The following is a 16,885-nucleotide window of genomic DNA, read 5'->3' as shown; positions in this document are numbered from 1 at the left end:
ACCAAGACTCCTTGGCCGTCTAACTATAGGTCGGCACCGTCGTCTCGGCTTGGGTGGGAGGCGTTCATTTCATTGCTCGAACGCGATGGCCAGGTTGTGCGCAGCAGTCGCCGCGTCCGGCTTCGGCATGAAGGCGACGTAATCGCGTTTCATGGTCTTCACGAAGCTCTCGGCCATGCCGTTACTTTGCGGGCTGCACACCGGCGTGGTCAATGGCTTCAGGCCGATGGCCACTGCGAACCGGCGTGTGTCGTCGGCCGTGTAGCCCGAACCGTTGTCGGTCAGCCATTCAATTTCGGACGGCGTATGCAACTCGTTGCCAAACCGATTCTCCACTGCAGCCAGCATCACGTCGCGCACGATGTCGCCGCTGTGGCCTGCCGTCGTGGCCGCCCAGCTCATCGCTTCGCGGTCGCAGCAGTCCAGCGCGAACGTCACGCGCAGCGGTTCGCCGTTGTCGCAGCGGAACTCGAAGCCGTCCGAACACCAACGCTGGTTGCTGCGAGCCACGGCCACCTTGCCATCGTGTCGACGTTGCGGTTGAGGCGGAGTCGGTCGGCGCTGCATCAGCAGCCCGTGCGTGCGCATGACGCGATAGATGCGTTTGGCATTGAATGGCATCAGCCCACCCGCAACGCGCTCGTTGCGCAACGTGCCCCAAACCCGGCGATAGCCATAGCTGGGCAAATCGCCAACGACCCGACGGATTTCCTCGACCACGCTCGCATCGTCGGTCTGCCTCGATTGACGGCCGTCGCGCCATGTCGCCGGACGCGACAGTCGTGCCGATACGTTCGAGCGCGACACGCCGAGAACTTCACAAACCAGTTTCACTGGTCGTCCTCCGGCAGCGAGGGCGAGTGCGCTATCCATTTTTTTGCTCGGCCATACTCGACTGCTTCGCGGAGAATCTCGTTCTCCATGGTCTTCTTGCCGAGCATCCGTTGCAGCTCGCGAATCTGCTTGAGCGCGTCGGCCAGCTCCGATGCCGGAACCACTTCCTCGCCAGCCTTGACCGCCGACAGGCTCCCGTCCTGGTACAGCTTGCGCCAGTGGAACAGCTGGTTCGGGTTCACGCCGTGCTGGCGCGCGACCAGCGAAACCGATTTCCCGGGCTCGAGGCTCTCGCGAACCATCGCCAGCTTCTGCTCCGCCGTCCAGCGCCGCCGACGCTCCGGGCCCGTCAACACTTCCATCACTTCCTGCCTGGTGTTAGTCAAAAACACAGTCTTATGCCTACCCGCTAGTTTAAGTGAGAGGCTATGTCCGGTATTTCAGGGGGCTGCTCCAATCGAGAGCGAATAGTCCCTAGTATCGCCGCCCGTAGCCTTCGCGATACAGCGTCGCGCCGATAGATGTCAGCAACGCTATGTCTTCTTCTCCCAATGTATCCCACACGCTCGCCAGCCAACCAGCGAAGCCCGCACATGCATGGTCTAGATCGACCGCTGCTCGCCCTTCTGCATTCAACCGTTCGAAGATCGTGATTACGTCGTGGGGGGTCATGGCTTGCTCCCGGTGATGATCAAAGCATAGGCGGTCGACACCATCATTCAGCACGATCAACCGCTCGAATTCTCGCCGTGGGCGCCTAGACCAAATGTCGGCACGGAACCAGCTAAGTCGGGATTGTCCACGCCCCATTTCTCGTGCCACGCCTGTCGATTCAGCCGGTGCCAACCGTGCCAACAATGCGCGCCTCATTTAACGGTACCCACGATGAAGGGCCACTAGCGACTGTTCGGTCGCGAATTGGAGTCTGGACGTCGGCAACGCCCTATCGTCCAGGGTGCTTCATTTCCTGGGCTTCTATCGCCGCGAGTCGTTCTTCGCTGGCCGATACAGATTCCATGGCTTCGTCAACCGAAGCTAATGCATATTCGCAGGCCAGTTTCGTTTCTTCGACAGCAGGCTCTGGCTCTTCGTCGTCAGTGAGCGGCGGGGAAAGAATGTCTTCGAGCATCATCGCCAACTCAGGTGTGTCCCATTGTTCGCCCCTTTGCTCCTTCTTCTTTATATAGTGCCGGACCTCCGCATCTTGCTCGGGCGAGAGTGGAAGGTGCCGAAACGTATTGCTCGGGTTGGCGTCAATCATGATGCTTCTCCAAATTTCGAACACGGCGCCTTCGGGCTGCTCGCAGAAATGCGCGCGGACCCGGAAGGGGCTGAGAGTGAAAGGCCAGGTTCCTACTTGCTACAGTGCGGATCCTGGATCAGAGCGAGGCGGGTTAAAAGGTCGTCCACTTGAATTTCGAGGACCTTGTTTCGCATGCATTGCGTGCGAAGCTTGCCGAGCTTGACCCTCCAGTACGCCGGATCGTTCACCGACGACTTGTTGATGAAGGCGTGTTGCGCTTGCTCAAGTAGCCCGATGGCTCGCCTGATATGCAGTAATTCGCGTTCCGCTTCGCAGTACCAGCTCATGTTTGCCGCCTTCTGATGATTCTTATCATGACTTGCTGCTTCGCGAGAGCCCTTGAGTTCGCTCAAAGAGGACGCGCGAGCCGATCTCGAACCGTGCTGCTGCACGGCGCGACGAGTGTGGTGTAGGGGGCAAATGTCGTGCGCAGGCAGGGCGCGACGCGGACTTGGTGAGAGAGCGAGCGGTCAGTCTACAAGTGGCGCTCGGATCAACCCATCATACGCGCATCGCTGGTCAGGCAACCGCTTTTTATTTCGTCCGCGGCGAGAGGCGGACCGTCGTGATCCGTAGAGACGTCAGGTTCGACTTTTGGTTCATCTCGCTCAACGGCTTAGGAGAAATGGCTCATCGAGCCTGCTTGGAGGAAAAGTAGCAACAAACCACATACAAAAAGTGCAGTGAATTTTCGCTCTCTGTTTCAGCAAAATTGCAGTATCGGAAAAGGCCCGCTCGGGCGGGCGTTCGGGCAGCGACGCCAAGATGGACCTAACGGTGCGCAGCTTCTACCTCGAGCCGATCAACTAGGCGTCGCCCGCCGTGACGCGTTTCTTCGAACGTCAGCAACCGCACCGCGGCCGCCCTGTTTCTTCAGTGCATCACGGCCGTCACGGCGTCCGATGCTCGATCGGAACCGATGCGATCATCTTCGGATCAATCGCTCCGCCCGTGACCGTGATGTCCGGCGATACGGCAAACTGCGTGATGCGGTCCGCCTGCTTGTCCGCCCGCGACGACGAGCCGAAGAAGTACTCCTTCGAGCCGATCACCATCGTGATCAGCACACCAAGCAGCGTGTCGAGCGTGCTCTTCACGACGTCGGGCATCTTGATGTCGCCGATCGCCAGATAGAACTCCAGCCCGATCACGACGAACAACGCCACCGTGTACATGTAGGCGAGATTCCGTGCCGTGTGGTCGTGCTCCGCCGTCGCGTATTGACGAGCGCTCGCGCGATCGTCGGCCGCGACCTTGTCGGCCTGCACCTGAATGCCCGCCATGCTCTCGGCGTGAGAAAAGCCGGCCTGCCGCATCTTCAGCTCGAAGTCCGCATCGGCCTGCTTCAACGCGAGCAGCTGCTCGGGCGTCACCGACTGGCCGGCCAGCGCCGCCTTCACGGCGTCCACGGAACCGTCACCGAAGCCGAGCTTGTCCGCGATCGTCGACGCGGCCATCGCCGCGATACCCGGCACACCGCCGGTCAGCGCCGTAACCAGCCACGGCGCAACAGTCTTCAGAATGTCCAGCATCGTCATACCCCCAACGCACGGTTAAGTTGCCAGCCGTACTCGAACTTCTCGTTCTCCGGCCGGCGCTCGGCTGTCTCGATATAGAACACCGACTGCTGCGCGGCGATCATGCCGTACAGCACACGATGGCCGTCCGCCCCGCGTTGCTGCAGGAACGCCTTCAGCGCCGTGATCGTCATCGGGCCGATGCCACCGTCGACCGCGATGTCCGGGAACGTCTTTTCGTTCTGGTTCAGGACGTTCAGCGCCCGCTGCATGAACTTGACGCCGGTCGGCGGCCCGGTGTTCACGCCGATGTCGAACAGCTTCTCCGCAAGCGTCGACGAGATCGCGTCGACCTGATCGAACTTCGGTCGCCGCCAGTAACGCGACTCGTAGATCGCAACGGCCGTCGTGCGCGGCATGTCGCTCATCAGCCCCGTGTATCCGTACGCGCGGGCTTCGGCGGCCGTCACACCCCACATGGTTCCTTCGAGCTTCCCGAGATACCAATTGCCTCGATCGTTCGGATCGTTCGAGAACCCGCCTTCGCGCCCGATCAGCGCGTCAATCTTCGCCGTTACGTTCATTGTTTCCCTCCCCGGCTCAGTGCCTGTTCCAGTAAATCGATGCGCTGCTGCTGCAGTCGGTTGAGCGCATCGCCCTCGTTGATGTGCGTGAAGACCCAGACGATCGAACCGACCAGAAACGTCTGCACCACGCCGAGACACACGCCAAGCACCCACATCGCGCCCGTCGCCTTGTTCTTCATCGCATCGACCTTGCGATCGACGTCGGCGATCTCGTCGGCCAGCTCGCCGCGGGCACGCTCTTCCGCACGCGAGCGGCTCCACAGCAGTCCGACGTCCTCGCGCACCGTCTCCGCTCGCACCGCCATCTCCGCGAGCCGCCGGTCGAGATCCGCGAACGGCTGCACCGATCGCTTGATGTCCTCGACACTCGCCGCGACGGCGCGCATCTGCTGCGTCAACGTCGCGATCTGGACGGCCAGCCCCTCCTGCTTTTCATCACCCATCAAACCCCCGCTGAAAATAAAAAAAGCCGCCCGAGTTGCCTCGAGGCGGCTGCCAGAAATTGATGCACGCGCGTGTTACTTCGGCGGCGACGGTACGACCAGGTCGACTTTCTTCGTCGGCTTCTTGCGATGGCCGACCTTTGCCTTGCCCTTGTTGCCAGCGTTCAGCTCCACCGACGTATCCCAACCGTTACCCGCATAGGTATGCCGGACGGAATCGACCAGAAAGTCGCCGTCCGCCTCCTGCTTGAAGCCCGACAGCTTCACGGTCTTCTCGGCCGATATGTCCGTGCGTCCCTTCATGCGCAGCACGCTGCGCGCGGTGTGCCGGTTCAGCTTCTCGAGACGCGACTTCGCACCGGCCTTCGCGGCCTCTGGATTGGCAAAAGCATGGCGCTCGGTATGGACAGCGGCGGCGCCCGGCGGGGCATCCGGATTCGGGATCGTGAGGTCGATCTTCTTCCCCGTTTTCTTGTCGTGCACCTTCGTCCGTACGGCAACGAAACTCGCGCGATCGGGAAACGAGATCTCGTAGTCCGTCAGATCGCTCGGCGTCAACGTGATGACCGGCAGCGGCTTGCCGCTCGCGCTCTTGCCGCCGCCGATCGGCCCGACGATCAGCTTGCCCGCCTTCACCGTCGCCGTTGCGCCATACTGCCGCGCGATGCGCGTGATGAAGTGCAAGTCGCTCTCGCCGAACTGGTCGGCACGCGGCACGGCAGCGTCGACCGAACACGCGGCCACCCATTTGTTGCGCCGAGCGACGTCGCCGACGATGTCGGCCAGCTTCACGTTCGTCCAGCTGCCGTTGCGCTGCGTCTTCGACGTCGCGCGCATGTTGGACGGTCGGCCGCGGATGATGATCGTCGCCGGCGGTCCGCGCAGTACGATCTCGTCGACGGCATACTCGCCGAGCATCGACAGCCCTTGCCCTTCCCACCCGAGCGAAATCTTCAACGTCGCGCCTTTCGGCGGGAATCGGACCTTGCCGTCCCGATCGTCCAGCTCGATCTCGCATTCGTCCGCCTCTAGCCCCGGCTTGTCGGTTGTCTGGATCCGCAGCACGCGATCCTGAATCACGCGCGTGATGTCGGCCCCGTTCGCGACCACTTGAAAAATTGCCTGCATTGAACCTCCCTCACGACCAAAGCTGAATCGGTTCGTCGCGCGGCGTGTCGAGATCCGGCATCGTGATCAAGACGCCGGAACGAAACGGCTGCGGCTCCCGCGCGAGGCCCGGATTAGCTTCGTACACGGCCTCGACCGTGCCCTTCAACGTCCCGTAATGGGCATAGCAAAGCGTGTCGAGAATGTCCCCGTCAGAGGTTCGCAAAGTCTTCGCCATAGCGGCCGAACTCCAGGGTGTAGGTTTGCTTGCGCGGCGCACCGTCCGACATCAGCGCCTCCTGCTCTTCGTCGACGCTGTGCAGATACCAGCGACCGAGCACGTCGCCCGTGCCGGCCGTCAGTTGCACCGGCTTCAACTTCGCGCCGATCGCGCGCAGCGTCTCCAGCTGACGGAAGCCGGCACCGAGCGACGGAAACACGACGCCCGAAAGCGTGATCGTGTCGCCGCCCTGACTCACTGGCTGCTGCGCCTCCTCGCGATTCAGCCGTTCCTGCGATGCGATCTTGAAGCGCGTCGAGCGCCGCAGCTTGTCGAACGCCGCCGTCGACAGTCCGAAGTGGAACGCGTCCCCGTCATCTGTTGATAGCGTCAGCAGATGAGGGGTGGAAGATGTCGCACTGTCGAACAGGCCGGAAAGGACGGAGCTGAGGCCGGTCGTCTGCGCGAACGACTGCAGTGCGCCCGCCGTCTGCTCGCCGACCAACGCGGTGAACCGAGTTTTCGTGTCGCCCAACGCGCCCATGACCGACTGCGCGGCCGACTGGATCAACGGGTGATTGACCCCGCCGATCATCTTCACGATGCCGCTGACGGCAGCGCCGGTCGCTGCAAAACTGCGCATCACCGTACCGATCTGCGGACTCAGGTCTCCGGCCACCGACAGCAGGCTCGTCGCCCCGCGCAACAGGTCAGCAGCCGACGTGAGGTTCCCCGTCGCGAGCTTCGTCAACGTGTCGACCGTGTTCTGGCTCGCGCTGCGATTCCGATCGAACACGCGCACCACGTGCCGCACGCGTTCGGACGCGATGCTCGCCTGCGTTGCCGCCTGCGTCACACTCGAAATGAAGTCCATCCCTTCCCCTTACAGATGCGGCGCATCGAACATCGCCGACCGGTTGCTCTTGTCCATCGACTCGGTCATGGTTCGCTGGATCAGCGGATTGATGCGCGCGAGCAGCTTGTCCGCAATCTCCGCGTCCGTGCCGCCCTCGACCTTGATGTGGAACACCGGGGCAAACGAGTTTTGCTGCTCGACCTTGAACGGTCGCGACTGCGGCGAGTCGGGGCCGGCCGCCACCTTCGCGGCCGCCTTCACCGCGTCGCTGTCGCCGTCCTTCGAACCCGTCGCCCACCGCGCCATCGCCCCAAGTAACTTGCCACCGGCAAACGTGCCGACCGCACCGCCGAGCACGCCACCGATGGCCGCACCGATCGGGCCGCCGAGCATGCCGATGCCGGCACCGAGCTTCGCCCCGACGACGCCCCCGGCAAGCGAGCCTCCGATACTCGCGTACCCTTCCGCCTTCCGCGCGGTCGGCTGATCGCTGCGTGCAACCGCATACGCGTCCTTGGCCGCAAATGCGATTTTCAGGACGCTGCCGGCGACGGCCAGCTTCCCGGCGTACGGGGCGAAACGGCCTGCGACCGTCCGAAACGCACCGATGACACGACCGAGACGACCGCGCGGAACCCGGCCGCCGCTGGAGCCGCCACCGGCCAGATCGCCGAGCAGGTCGCCTGCGGCCCCAGCAACGCCGCCAAGACCGTTACCCGGCAGGTTGACGACGAATACGCGCTGCACGCCACCGGCAGCGCCGCTCAACGCATCGAGCGCCTTACCGACGCGCCCTCCGGCAGCACCGCCCCCGGCCGCCCCACCGCCACCGCGTCGCGCCATCCAACCGCCGCGCAGAATGTCGAGCACCCCGCGCCCCATGCTCCATGCGGCACGTGCGCCGCGAACCGCAATCGCAGTGCCAATGACGCCGACGACTGCCGCCGTCGCGCCGGGGGCAGCGTCCGACGCGCGCTGCACCGTTTCACCAGCCCGTTTAGCGACCTTGCCGGCGAGATCCGTCACGGGCCGCAGCGCATCGCCGATACTGCGCATCGCGTCGTCCCACTGCTGGACAACCTCGCTCCAGATCTGCTTCGACGTTGCGCGGCGATCGGCGAGATCCTTGTCGATCTCGCCATTGGCGTCCGCTGCGTTGCGCTTGAGCTTCTGATACAGATCGGCGTTCTGCATGTAGGCCGTCAGCGCCGCTTTGACCTGCATGTCGTTGAACAGGTCGCCGGTCTTCATCGTGTCCTCGAAGGCTCGCATCTGCGCCTGACGCTTGGCGGGATCCAGCTCGCTGTTGAGCTGCTTCGCCACCGCTGCGAGCTGCGCCGCCTTCTTCGGATCGACGCGCTCGATGTACGCCCGAGCGAGAACGAACGACGCCTCCAGCGTCGACCAGCCCTTGCCGATCGCCTCCTTCATCTTCCCTTCGTAGTCGACGCCGGCCTTCTTGTAGTTACGCTCGGTCTCGCCCGAACCGATCTTCGAGAACCAGTTTTTGAGGTTGTTCGCCGCCTCGTCGGCGTTGCCGGCGGTCTTCATCTGAACCTGCAGCATCGCGCCGAGCTGCGTCACAGAGTCCTGCCCCGTGATGCCGATCTTCTTCATTTCGGCAAGCAGCACCGGGAACCACCGCGCCATGTCGACGGACTCGAACGAGCCCTCCTTGCCGAGATACGCGATCGCCTCCAGCGCTTTCATCATCGCCTTGGGATCCGCGATGTTGGCGTTCTGCTGCAGCGCCTGGATCATCTGCGCCGTCTCGACACTCGACGCCCCCTGACCCACCGAGAATTTCGCGACGGCCGGGCCGAAGTTCAGCGCCCGGTCGACGTCCATCCCGGCCGCGACCATCTGGTTGACGGCATCGGCCAGCTCGTTGCGCCCCATACCGTTCGACAGCGCGTCGCGACGGATACGCTCGGACATCGTGCGCTCCTGCTCGGTGCGCGCGATGCCGGCCTTGATGGCAATGTCCCGGATGATCGCCTGATACTGCGCCGATACGGCGGTCGGCACGGCGATGGCCGCACCGAGCTTCACCGCATCACCAGCCGCGCTGCGCATGCCTTCGCGACCCGCCGTCAGACGCTCATGACCGGCGGCCTTCAGCTCCAGTCCGCGCACCGTCCGGCCGAGCCGGGCATATGCGCGATCAAGCCGGTCGACCTCGAAACCCGCGTCACGCAGCGCACGGACATTGTTGTCCAGCTTGCGCCGGATCCCGTCAGCCGCGCTGTCGCCGGAAAGATGCAGACGGCGGAACTCCTCCTGCAGCTTGATCGTCTCGCCAATCTGCCGCTGCCACATGCCGCGCTCGCTCGCAGTCTTGCGCAGCCCGACGATCTTCGAATTCGTATCGGCAAACGCCTTACCGAGCGTTGCCGAGACCGCACCGCCGATGACGATGCCCAGTGCAATATCGCGTGCCATGTCTGTCCTCGCTCAATCCGTCAGCCACCACAACAATTCGTCGATCGTCATGTCTTCAACCGACTGCGGCTGCGCTCCGTACTCCTTCATCATCCGTCGAGCCAGCGCCTTTACCGTCTCGATTGGGAGCCGGACAAACGGATCGAAAGGATTCGTACGCACGCTGCATGGCGTCGTAATCGACCATGTCCATTGCTTCGATATCGTCGGGAGCGACCTCGGCGAGCGTCGCGAACAGCACGATCTCGCGCAGCTCGTCGTCGCCCTGCGCCTGCTTGCTCGCGGTACGCATGTCGCGCACCTTCGGGCGGCGCATCACCAGCTCGTTGCGCACGACACCGTCGAACGAGACGGGATACTTCAGCGTGATCTTCACGGTTTCCATTCAGCACCTCAGAAATGACAAAGGGGCGGTCAACGGACCGCCCCTCGGGTTATCGAAAAGTTACTTTGCCGGCATTGCCGCCGGCCACCGCACTTACATGCCGAGCGCCTTGCGCACGTCGGCGAGCTGGTCGACGCCGTCGATGATGCGGATCATGTTCAGCACGTCGATCTCGCAGATCACCGCGCCGTCGATCTCGGCCTTGTAGTAGGTCAGCTCGGCCGTGTACTTCAGTTCCGACGTGGAACCCGGCTTCCAGCTGCCGGGATCGTATTCGGACAGCATGCCGCGCATGATGAGCGCGACCGACTTCACCTTGCCGCGCGTGTCGCGGAATGCGCCGCGAAACGTCGCGTTGAATGCATTGTTGTCGGCCAGGCCGAAGAATTTCAGCACGTCGCGCTCGACACTGCCCATCGAGAACGCGGCCTGCAAGCCTTCCATGCCCTGGTCGATCTTGATCGGTGCGTCCATGCCGCCTGCGCGGTAGTCCTCCGTCTTGATCTTCAGCTTCGGCGGGCTCAGTTCGGGCGCGCGACCGGCGAAGCCGCGCCCGTCAACGTACAGCGCCATGTTGTTCAGAGTTTCCGGGACCATGCGTGACCTCTTACGATTGCGTGTCGAGAACTTCCGTCAGCCACTCGTTGGTGACCTCGAAGCGGAAGATCGGGTTTTCTGCCGGCGGAACGTCCGTGAAGCGAATGTTCCAGTACACCTTGCCCTGTTCGAGCTGCGACGCCGAATTGAGCTTCGGATCCGGGTACACCTCGAAGTTGATCACCGCGCCCTGCATACGCAGATCGCGCATGAACGCTCGCAGCCCTTCGGTGACGTCCTTCACGTACGTCGCAGTGATACCGCGATCGACTGCCCACTTGTGGCCGGCCTGCACCGCGTCCATCACGATGTCGAGCGTGCGCACCCGCGTCACGAACGACCACTTCGGATCCGCCGACAGCGTGCGGTTGCCCCACAGGCGATACCCGCCGTCGCGGATGATCGTCGTGATGAACGAGTTATTGAGCAGGTTCGCGCGGCAGGTCTCGTCGCCGTCGAGGAATTCGATCGGCCGCTTCGTGCCGCTGATCCCGACGATTTCCTTGTTCGATGGCGACGCCCAGAAACCGATCGCCGCGTCGGTCTGGCAGAACAGACCCGCAGCGTATGCGGATGCCGGCGCGTCGACATCCGCGTTCTTCGCCGTGTCCCAATAGCGCACGCCGGGATCGACGAGATACAGCCGCTTGCTGCCGAAGTTCTTCGCGTACGCGATCGCGTCTTCATCGGTCTTGTTCGGCCCGTCGAGGATCGCGATTGCGCGCAGCTTCGCGGCCAGCTCGTCGGCCGCCGTCGCGACCGGCTGCTTGGCTGTGTGTCCCGGCGCAATCAGCAGCCGCGGCTTCAGATCGAACAGCGACTTGCCATCGAGCAGCGCCTGCATGCCAGTGCGCACACCGCCTGCCGACACACCACCGATGATCGCGGACGTCAGCTCGGCGTCGGTCTGATCGGCCGCGATGCCGACGGCGACCATGACCGTCTTGCTCTGCTTGTAGATGCCTTGAATCGCGCGCGTGATCGGGCTGGTCTCGCCGAACGCAGCGACCGCGTCGTATTCGCTCGTGATGCGCACGGGCACGTTGGGCGCGACAAGGTCCGCTCCCGGCGTGTAGGTATCGGCGATACCGACGACCGACGTCGACGGCACGGCGATCGTGCGCGGCCCAGTGTCGACCAGTACGGTCGTGACGCCGTGGTAGAAAGAAGTAGCAGCCATTCAGATCTCCGAGAAAGCTACAAATAGAAAGGCCGCTCGATGAGCGGCCTGGCAGTGTGTGAAACTTGATCGTGCGATCAGTCGACCGCAGCCGTACCCCGCGTCGCAAACAGCGGCGGCGCCGGTAGCGACACGTTCGGCCACCCCGGCAAATCGCTGCACTCTCGCAACGACTGGCGATATTTGAGGAGCAACTCGAACTGATCAGCTGTCAACGTTGTTCCATCGCCGAGTGACTTTTCGTCTTGGTGTCGTGAGACGAGCCAGTCCGTTGCATGAAGCGCCGCATCTCGCTCAGCCCGCTTGACGGCGGCGACCTCGGAACGTGTCCGCACCGGCGGCTCGGCCAACACTACGCGCATCCCTTCATCGAGCATCGCGCGCAATCCATGTGTCGGCGCGTCAATCGCTATACGCCACTCTTCGTCAGACAGATCGACGACGCTCACATCCGCCGGAACCGGGCTGTCGACAGAGTCATAGAACGCCGTGATATTGCGTTGAGCGTCGAACGCTGCGAATTTTTTACCCATGTACCCTCCTTATTTCCCAATCGCCATCCAACGGCACTCGTGCGAACTCCGAATCGGCGGGGACGATGAGCATTGGTAGCCTCCCACCCAAAACCCGGAAGCGGTAATCCCGTTTGGCGCGTCGAACGTTCCGCTTGCGAGATTCGAGTTCGGCGATGCAACGACCGAATAGCAGGCAGTCGTGTAGCCGATCGGGAAGATAATTTGCACGTCGCCGCTTCCAGACGTATTCGCGACGCCCCATTGGAAAATCAGTCCGCTGGGCAACTTTTGGTAGCCGCTGGTGGCAAGGGAAGCACCGAACGCAGGAATCTTGTCCATCACTCCGGCACCGCTGACTTCCCAATGCTGCGTCGCCGTACCCTCCCAAACAAAATCAGTAAACCCGTTTGCCGACACGGCAACGGACGAACCGACCGTCGTCGGCGTTGATACCTGCTGTCCGGCGGGTGCCGCAACCGTGATACTGTTGCTCGTTCCCGGATACACAAACAGTCGCTGCACTGCGCCGACGTGCGCGTCTGTAGCCGGCGGAAGGGTCACGGTTTGTCCGTTGGCTTGAACCGCGATGATTTTCGGCAGATCCGTGAGCGCAAGTGCATAGGTCCCGCTGATGGACCCGAATGCGCTGAAACGCACGCCAGCACCAGCGAGCGCAGTCATCGTCGCCAAGCGCGTCGAGGCGTCGTACGCGGCCGCCGTGACGCCACGTGGGGTACCAGTGAAAACCGGCGAATCAATCGGCGCTTTGAGCGCGAGCTGATTCGTGATCGTCGTCGCGAAGTTCGGATCATTGCCGAGCGCCTTCGCGAGCTCACTGAGCGTATCGAGCGTCTCCGGGGACTGCGCTACCAACGCGGCCAGCTTCTCCGCCAGATCAGCATGCGTTGCGTACTGAGGATGCGGATCGACCGCCGCAACGTGCTGGTCAAAGTTGCTTTGACCGGCCTCGATCGCGCGCTTCAGGAAACGCGTGCGATTCGCGAGTTGCTTCGCCTGCAGGTTGTCGATTCCCTCAGGGCCACCAACGACAGGATCCGATGTTTCGAGCTGATAGACCCCGTCCTCCCACCGCTCAATCTCAACCAAATTGGTCATGTTGTAATACTCCCTCTCGTGTATTGCCCATCCCGCCGCGCAACGCCGTTGTGGCGGATCGGAACGGCCGCATAGTCGAGCGCAGCAAGCTGGCTGCGTGCAGGTGCGTAACGTTCAATTGCCCGCCACAGCTTGTCGGCTTGATCACGGGTGATCGGGACACCAAGCTTCACGATGTACTCGGCCCAAGCGCTCGCCCTGCCGTGCAACAGGTCGCCATTACGAACAAACGAGCCATCGCGCCGACGACCGCTGCGCCCCTCGATAATCGTTACCTCGCCGAAGCCGAGCCGCCGAATCACCTCCCGCACCGCCCACGGCGTGCCCTTTTTCCGGTGCAACGCCATCGAGCCCTTCACCAGCGCCCTGCGTGCGTCTTCGGATTCGGCCAGTTCCCAGCCATCGACGGCGATCGCCCACGCGAGCCACGGCAACCATGCGGTCGGACAACGATCGGCGTCCCACAACGTGCGCAAGATCTCGGGATCGACGCTCGGCCGCATGACCTGCGCCAGAGCCGCCTCGAGCGGCGTCTGATTCGATGGTAGAAGTGGCTCATGCGTCATCGGCCTTCACCTCCAGATTGATGCTGGTGCAGAGTGCAAACTGACGTGGACCGCACAGGACATCAGCAACCGGCGAACTCAATTCGATGCGCGTGACGCCGCTATCAGGTGCATGCAGCGCACCCTCGATCGCGGTTCGCGGCATGCCTGCACGAAGCCGTCGTGACTTCGCCACCACGCCGTCAAGCGCTTTGCGCCGCGCGTCGAGCACGATGTTCGGATCCGGCCCGCTGCCGACATAGATCACCCCATTGATCGCATACTCGATCTTGTCCGCTCGCTCGACAAGAACCGTGTCATTGAGCGGACGAACTGTTTCGGGCGAAACCTTCGCGCGGACCAGATCGAGCAATGCCTGATCCGGTACACCGTCACCACGTGCGGACATGATCGTGAGCCGCACGGTGCCGGCTTCAGGGCGATCGACGGCGACATCGAGGACGTCGGCCGACGCATCCATCGCAAACGCGCGGTATGCCGCGAATGGCCCGGCGACGGTCGCGCGCTCCATCGACATCTGCGTGCGCAACTTCAGCCGGTCGTCCGATTCCATGCGCCGCTCGATTGGCGGATTTGCGTCCGGATCGCCGGGGTCGACCACTGCTCGCTCCGTATCCAGCAGCACCGCCAGATGCTCCAGGTCGGCTCCCGTCGAAAACGCCAGCATCACGGCGCGGGCTGCGTCGTTCACGCGCGACGCGGCGCGAATTTCGTCGTATGCCGCGAGTTCGATCAACTTGACGACCGGATCTGACTTCAGTGCCGCCGTCCAGTCGGAATAGATCGATTTGAAATACTCCAGCTTCATCTGGAACGCCGCCTCGAAGTCGAGCACCTCGACAAGATCAGGCGGGTCCAGCGAAGCGAGATCGATGATCGTCATGTTGGCACCTCGATTTCGACGGTCGTACCGTCGTACTCGCCGCGAATCGCGAACGTTGGTTTGCCGTCGATCACTGACAGCACCTTGACCTGAGCGAGCTTGATTCGCGGCTCCCATCGGCCGATTGCCCGCGCGGCCTCCGCCTGTGCCGCCGAAATCCATCCGCGCGTGATCGGAAGATCGACCATCAACGGGATGTCCGAACCGTAGTCAGGCAGCTCTCGCCGAGTACCCTTGCGCGTGCTCAGGATGTCGCCGAGACTCTGCTTCAGGTGCGCGACGCCGCTGATAGGCGCACCCGTCCATCGGTCCATGCCGACGAGCGCACCGGATCGACTCATCCGCGCTCCTCAAGCCGCTTGAATTCCGGATGCGCATCGAGGTATTCGATCTGGGCTTCCGTTCTTGCGATCGCTTCGCCCGAAAGAACGTGCACGACGTCGCCGCTCGGGAACACGATCACGCGACTACGGAACCGCGTATCGAGAAATCGCGCGACGAACGGAGCGGCCCGAGTAACGGCCTGCGGAGTGTCTTTTGCCATGGTGACTCCCTCAAAAACAAAACCCCGCCGAAGCGGGGCAAAGCAACTTTGCGAATGTGTGCGTTACAGCGGCGGCGACACGGGTGCACCGTCACCCTCTTCCATGTGCGAATGCTCGAGGAACGACTTACCGCCGATCTCGACGTCGTCCGTGTAACGCGCTCCGCCCTCAACCTGGACGGCAGGGCCACCGTCACCGCCGCCCTTGCCCTGCATCCCGCCGTTGAACGTCAGCAGCTTCTCGGTCGTCGTGTTGCCCGTGAACGTCGAATCGGGCACGTCGCCAAGCAATTGCTGCGTGCGCAACGTCACGCCATCGGCGCGCAGTTCCAGCTCCGTTGCGCCGATGCGGAACACGATGCGCCCGCCTGCCGGCACGTCGACGCGGTACTCGTGCTTCTCGTGGTCATAGACCTCCGATGCCCCGTCCGGGTAGTCCCACGCGGTCTCGTTCGGATTGGACCGCGCCGAGCCACCATGCTGATCCGAGTAATACCCCGGAGCCGCGTACGCGCCGGCCAGATCACCAGACGGCGCGAACATCGACGCCTGTTCGCCAACAGACGGCGGACGCCAAAAACGGACCGCACCCGCTGCGGCGGTCTTCCATGGCATCCAGTCGCTGACCCAATCGCCGATTCGCACGCGACACTGCGGCGGCTGATAGGAGACGGTCTCGACCGTCCCGTGCTGCACCATGCAGGCCATGCGGCGATCGATCTCGCCCAGCTCGTAGTCGCTCATGGTTCGCCGCCTCCCGCGTCCGCCGGATCCCAGTACTGACCTTCGTTGCCGGGTCCGGTGCCCGGATCAACGCCCCACACGACGGGTCGACCGTCCGGGATCTCGTCCAGCTCGGTGCCGAGACCGAATTCATGCGTCCATTCGACGAGCCAGACGCAGTACGTATCGAGCTGCGGCCGGAATGGATCCTCCGCCACCTGTACGACCTTGCCCGGCGTCATCGGCAGTTGCCACGTGTTGCCGTGCACCACCATCGCGACACGCGCGGCAACCTCGCGCACGGCCAGCTCGGCACCCTCGTCGATCGGATCGAACACAACCCGGGCCTGCATGCGCGCGATCAGCGCCACGTCGCCCGTGCCATCGTCGTGACCGGGTTCGAACTCGCTCAGCTCGATCGCGATCAATGGCGTTTCGATCTTCTGACCGAGACGCGGGTATGCCTCGATGCGCTTGATCGTCGGCAGCTTCACGCGCATGTCGCGCTCAATCGCTTCATGTAGCGCTTTCAGGTTCTCAAGCACGGCCCATCACCTTCTGCAGTTCGTAGTTCACTTCCTGACGGAGAATCATCATCAGCCGAGCCTCGCACGCCTTGGCTGCACGTCGAAAAGCTGGATCGCCTGATTGTTGCCATGCCACCGTCACCATCCGGTAAGGCATCCGCTCCTTGCCGACCCGCTCGTAGATCGGTCCGTCTGGCTTTCGCTTCGATTGTCGCCACGCGCCATCGAACGACTGGCGACCGACTCGCATCCCCTTGCGCGTCCTCGTCGCATTGCCAAGGCGATGCGCCTCGATTGGGTTCAGGCCGAGCCACACTTTGCCGGTGTCAGCCGAGCGAAGAAAGAAGTAGAGGCGGCGACGGATGACCTTCTGCGGGATCTTCGTCGCGGCCCCGACCTCTTTCGCTGTCTGGCTCTTGATCCACCCCGCCGTCTTGCGCAACGTCCGTCGCCACGCTGCCTGCATCGCAGACGGCGACAAGCCTTGCAGCACGGTCGTCGCCTCCTTGATGTCGATTTCGATCTTCAGATCGTCCATGT

22 protein-coding genes and 1 pseudogene are annotated in these 16,885 nt (G+C 63.0%); all 23 read right to left on the bottom strand.

Going from position 1 to position 16,885, the window contains the following annotated elements; translation table 11 throughout:
• Positions 1-72: 72 nt before the first annotated feature.
• Positions 73-1,196, bottom strand: a pseudogene (locus HWX76_RS33215) (IS3 family transposase); the annotation flags it as partial.
• A gap of 112 nt (positions 1,197-1,308) precedes the next feature.
• A complete protein-coding gene (locus HWX76_RS33210; protein WP_172848125.1) occupies positions 1,309-1,506 on the bottom strand; it encodes a hypothetical protein in 198 nt (65 codons plus the stop codon).
• 271 nt (positions 1,507-1,777) lie between these two features.
• A complete protein-coding gene (locus HWX76_RS33205) occupies positions 1,778-2,095 on the bottom strand; it encodes a hypothetical protein (RefSeq protein WP_175949422.1) in 318 nt (105 codons plus the stop codon).
• Positions 2,096-2,187: 92 nt separating this feature from the next.
• Positions 2,188-2,490, bottom strand: a complete 303-nt coding sequence (locus HWX76_RS33200) for a hypothetical protein (RefSeq protein WP_238486564.1) — start codon at positions 2,488-2,490, stop codon at positions 2,188-2,190.
• Between the two features lie 537 nt (positions 2,491-3,027).
• Positions 3,028-3,669 (bottom strand): hypothetical protein, encoded by a 642-nt coding sequence (locus tag HWX76_RS33195; RefSeq protein WP_244138057.1) that lies wholly within the window; start codon positions 3,667-3,669, stop codon positions 3,028-3,030.
• Between the two features lie 2 nt (positions 3,670-3,671).
• Positions 3,672-4,238 carry a glycosyl hydrolase 108 family protein gene (locus HWX76_RS33190; RefSeq protein ID WP_176016936.1) on the bottom strand — a complete coding sequence of 189 codons (567 nt, stop codon included), beginning with the start codon at positions 4,236-4,238 and terminating at the stop codon, positions 3,672-3,674.
• Positions 4,235-4,639: a hypothetical protein gene (locus tag HWX76_RS33185; RefSeq protein WP_208458935.1), complete on the bottom strand. Its 405-nt coding sequence runs from the start codon at positions 4,637-4,639 to the stop codon at positions 4,235-4,237. The genes HWX76_RS33190 and HWX76_RS33185 overlap by 4 nt, the downstream gene beginning before the upstream one ends.
• Before the next feature lie 120 nt (positions 4,640-4,759).
• On the bottom strand, positions 4,760-5,812 hold the full coding sequence (locus HWX76_RS33180; protein WP_059547033.1) for a contractile injection system protein, VgrG/Pvc8 family: 1,053 nt from the start codon (positions 5,810-5,812) through the stop codon (positions 4,760-4,762).
• Positions 5,813-5,822: 10 nt separating this feature from the next.
• Positions 5,823-6,029 (bottom strand): tail protein X, encoded by a 207-nt coding sequence (locus tag HWX76_RS33175; protein WP_034194256.1) that lies wholly within the window; start codon positions 6,027-6,029, stop codon positions 5,823-5,825.
• Complete coding sequence (locus HWX76_RS33170) at positions 6,004-6,885, bottom strand: phage tail protein (protein WP_176016935.1); 882 nt, start codon at positions 6,883-6,885, stop codon at positions 6,004-6,006. The genes HWX76_RS33175 and HWX76_RS33170 overlap by 26 nt, the downstream gene beginning before the upstream one ends.
• 9 nt (positions 6,886-6,894) lie before the next feature.
• The gene (locus tag HWX76_RS33165) at positions 6,895-9,309 is read right to left on the bottom strand and encodes a phage tail tape measure protein (RefSeq protein ID WP_176016934.1); all 2,415 of its coding nucleotides are present in this window, start codon (positions 9,307-9,309) and stop codon (positions 6,895-6,897) included.
• A 55-nt stretch (positions 9,310-9,364) separates the two neighbouring features.
• Positions 9,365-9,694, bottom strand: coding sequence for a phage tail assembly protein (locus tag HWX76_RS33160; RefSeq protein WP_176016933.1), 330 nt, complete (start codon positions 9,692-9,694; stop codon positions 9,365-9,367).
• Between the two features lie 93 nt (positions 9,695-9,787).
• Complete coding sequence (locus tag HWX76_RS33155; protein WP_034194260.1) at positions 9,788-10,291, bottom strand: phage major tail tube protein; 504 nt, start codon at positions 10,289-10,291, stop codon at positions 9,788-9,790.
• Between the two features lie 10 nt (positions 10,292-10,301).
• Complete coding sequence (locus HWX76_RS33150) at positions 10,302-11,471, bottom strand: phage tail sheath family protein (protein WP_176016932.1); 1,170 nt, start codon at positions 11,469-11,471, stop codon at positions 10,302-10,304.
• A gap of 77 nt (positions 11,472-11,548) precedes the next feature.
• Positions 11,549-12,004, bottom strand: a complete 456-nt coding sequence (locus HWX76_RS33145) for a phage tail assembly chaperone (protein WP_176016931.1) — start codon at positions 12,002-12,004, stop codon at positions 11,549-11,551.
• 9 nt (positions 12,005-12,013) lie between these two features.
• The gene (locus HWX76_RS36855; RefSeq protein WP_244138056.1) at positions 12,014-13,102 is read right to left on the bottom strand and encodes a hypothetical protein; all 1,089 of its coding nucleotides are present in this window, start codon (positions 13,100-13,102) and stop codon (positions 12,014-12,016) included.
• Positions 13,099-13,668 (bottom strand): phage tail protein I, encoded by a 570-nt coding sequence (locus tag HWX76_RS33135; RefSeq protein WP_176016930.1) that lies wholly within the window; start codon positions 13,666-13,668, stop codon positions 13,099-13,101. The genes HWX76_RS36855 and HWX76_RS33135 overlap by 4 nt, the downstream gene beginning before the upstream one ends.
• Positions 13,658-14,551: a baseplate J/gp47 family protein gene (locus HWX76_RS33130; protein WP_176016929.1), complete on the bottom strand. Its 894-nt coding sequence runs from the start codon at positions 14,549-14,551 to the stop codon at positions 13,658-13,660. Before HWX76_RS33130 ends, HWX76_RS33135 begins: the two co-directional genes overlap by 11 nt.
• Positions 14,548-14,892 (bottom strand): GPW/gp25 family protein, encoded by a 345-nt coding sequence (locus tag HWX76_RS33125; RefSeq protein WP_176016928.1) that lies wholly within the window; start codon positions 14,890-14,892, stop codon positions 14,548-14,550. Before HWX76_RS33125 ends, HWX76_RS33130 begins: the two co-directional genes overlap by 4 nt.
• Entirely contained in the window at positions 14,889-15,095 is a 207-nt protein-coding gene (locus HWX76_RS33120; RefSeq protein ID WP_176016927.1) for a hypothetical protein, read from the bottom strand. The genes HWX76_RS33125 and HWX76_RS33120 overlap by 4 nt, the downstream gene beginning before the upstream one ends.
• 63 nt (positions 15,096-15,158) lie before the next feature.
• A complete protein-coding gene (locus HWX76_RS33115) occupies positions 15,159-15,839 on the bottom strand; it encodes a phage baseplate assembly protein V (RefSeq protein WP_176016926.1) in 681 nt (226 codons plus the stop codon).
• Entirely contained in the window at positions 15,836-16,363 is a 528-nt protein-coding gene (locus tag HWX76_RS33110) for a hypothetical protein (RefSeq protein WP_176016925.1), read from the bottom strand. Before HWX76_RS33110 ends, HWX76_RS33115 begins: the two co-directional genes overlap by 4 nt.
• Positions 16,356-16,883: a phage tail protein gene (locus tag HWX76_RS33105; protein ID WP_176016924.1), complete on the bottom strand. Its 528-nt coding sequence runs from the start codon at positions 16,881-16,883 to the stop codon at positions 16,356-16,358. Before HWX76_RS33105 ends, HWX76_RS33110 begins: the two co-directional genes overlap by 8 nt.
• Positions 16,884-16,885 lie beyond the last annotated feature (2 nt).

The organism is Burkholderia sp. BCC0398 (assembly GCF_902833245.1).
In the GTDB taxonomy this organism is placed as follows: Bacteria; Pseudomonadota; Gammaproteobacteria; order Burkholderiales; family Burkholderiaceae; genus Burkholderia; species Burkholderia sola.
Note: the sequence above shows the minus strand (reverse complement) of the source record. Positions and strands in the feature narration are given on the sequence as shown.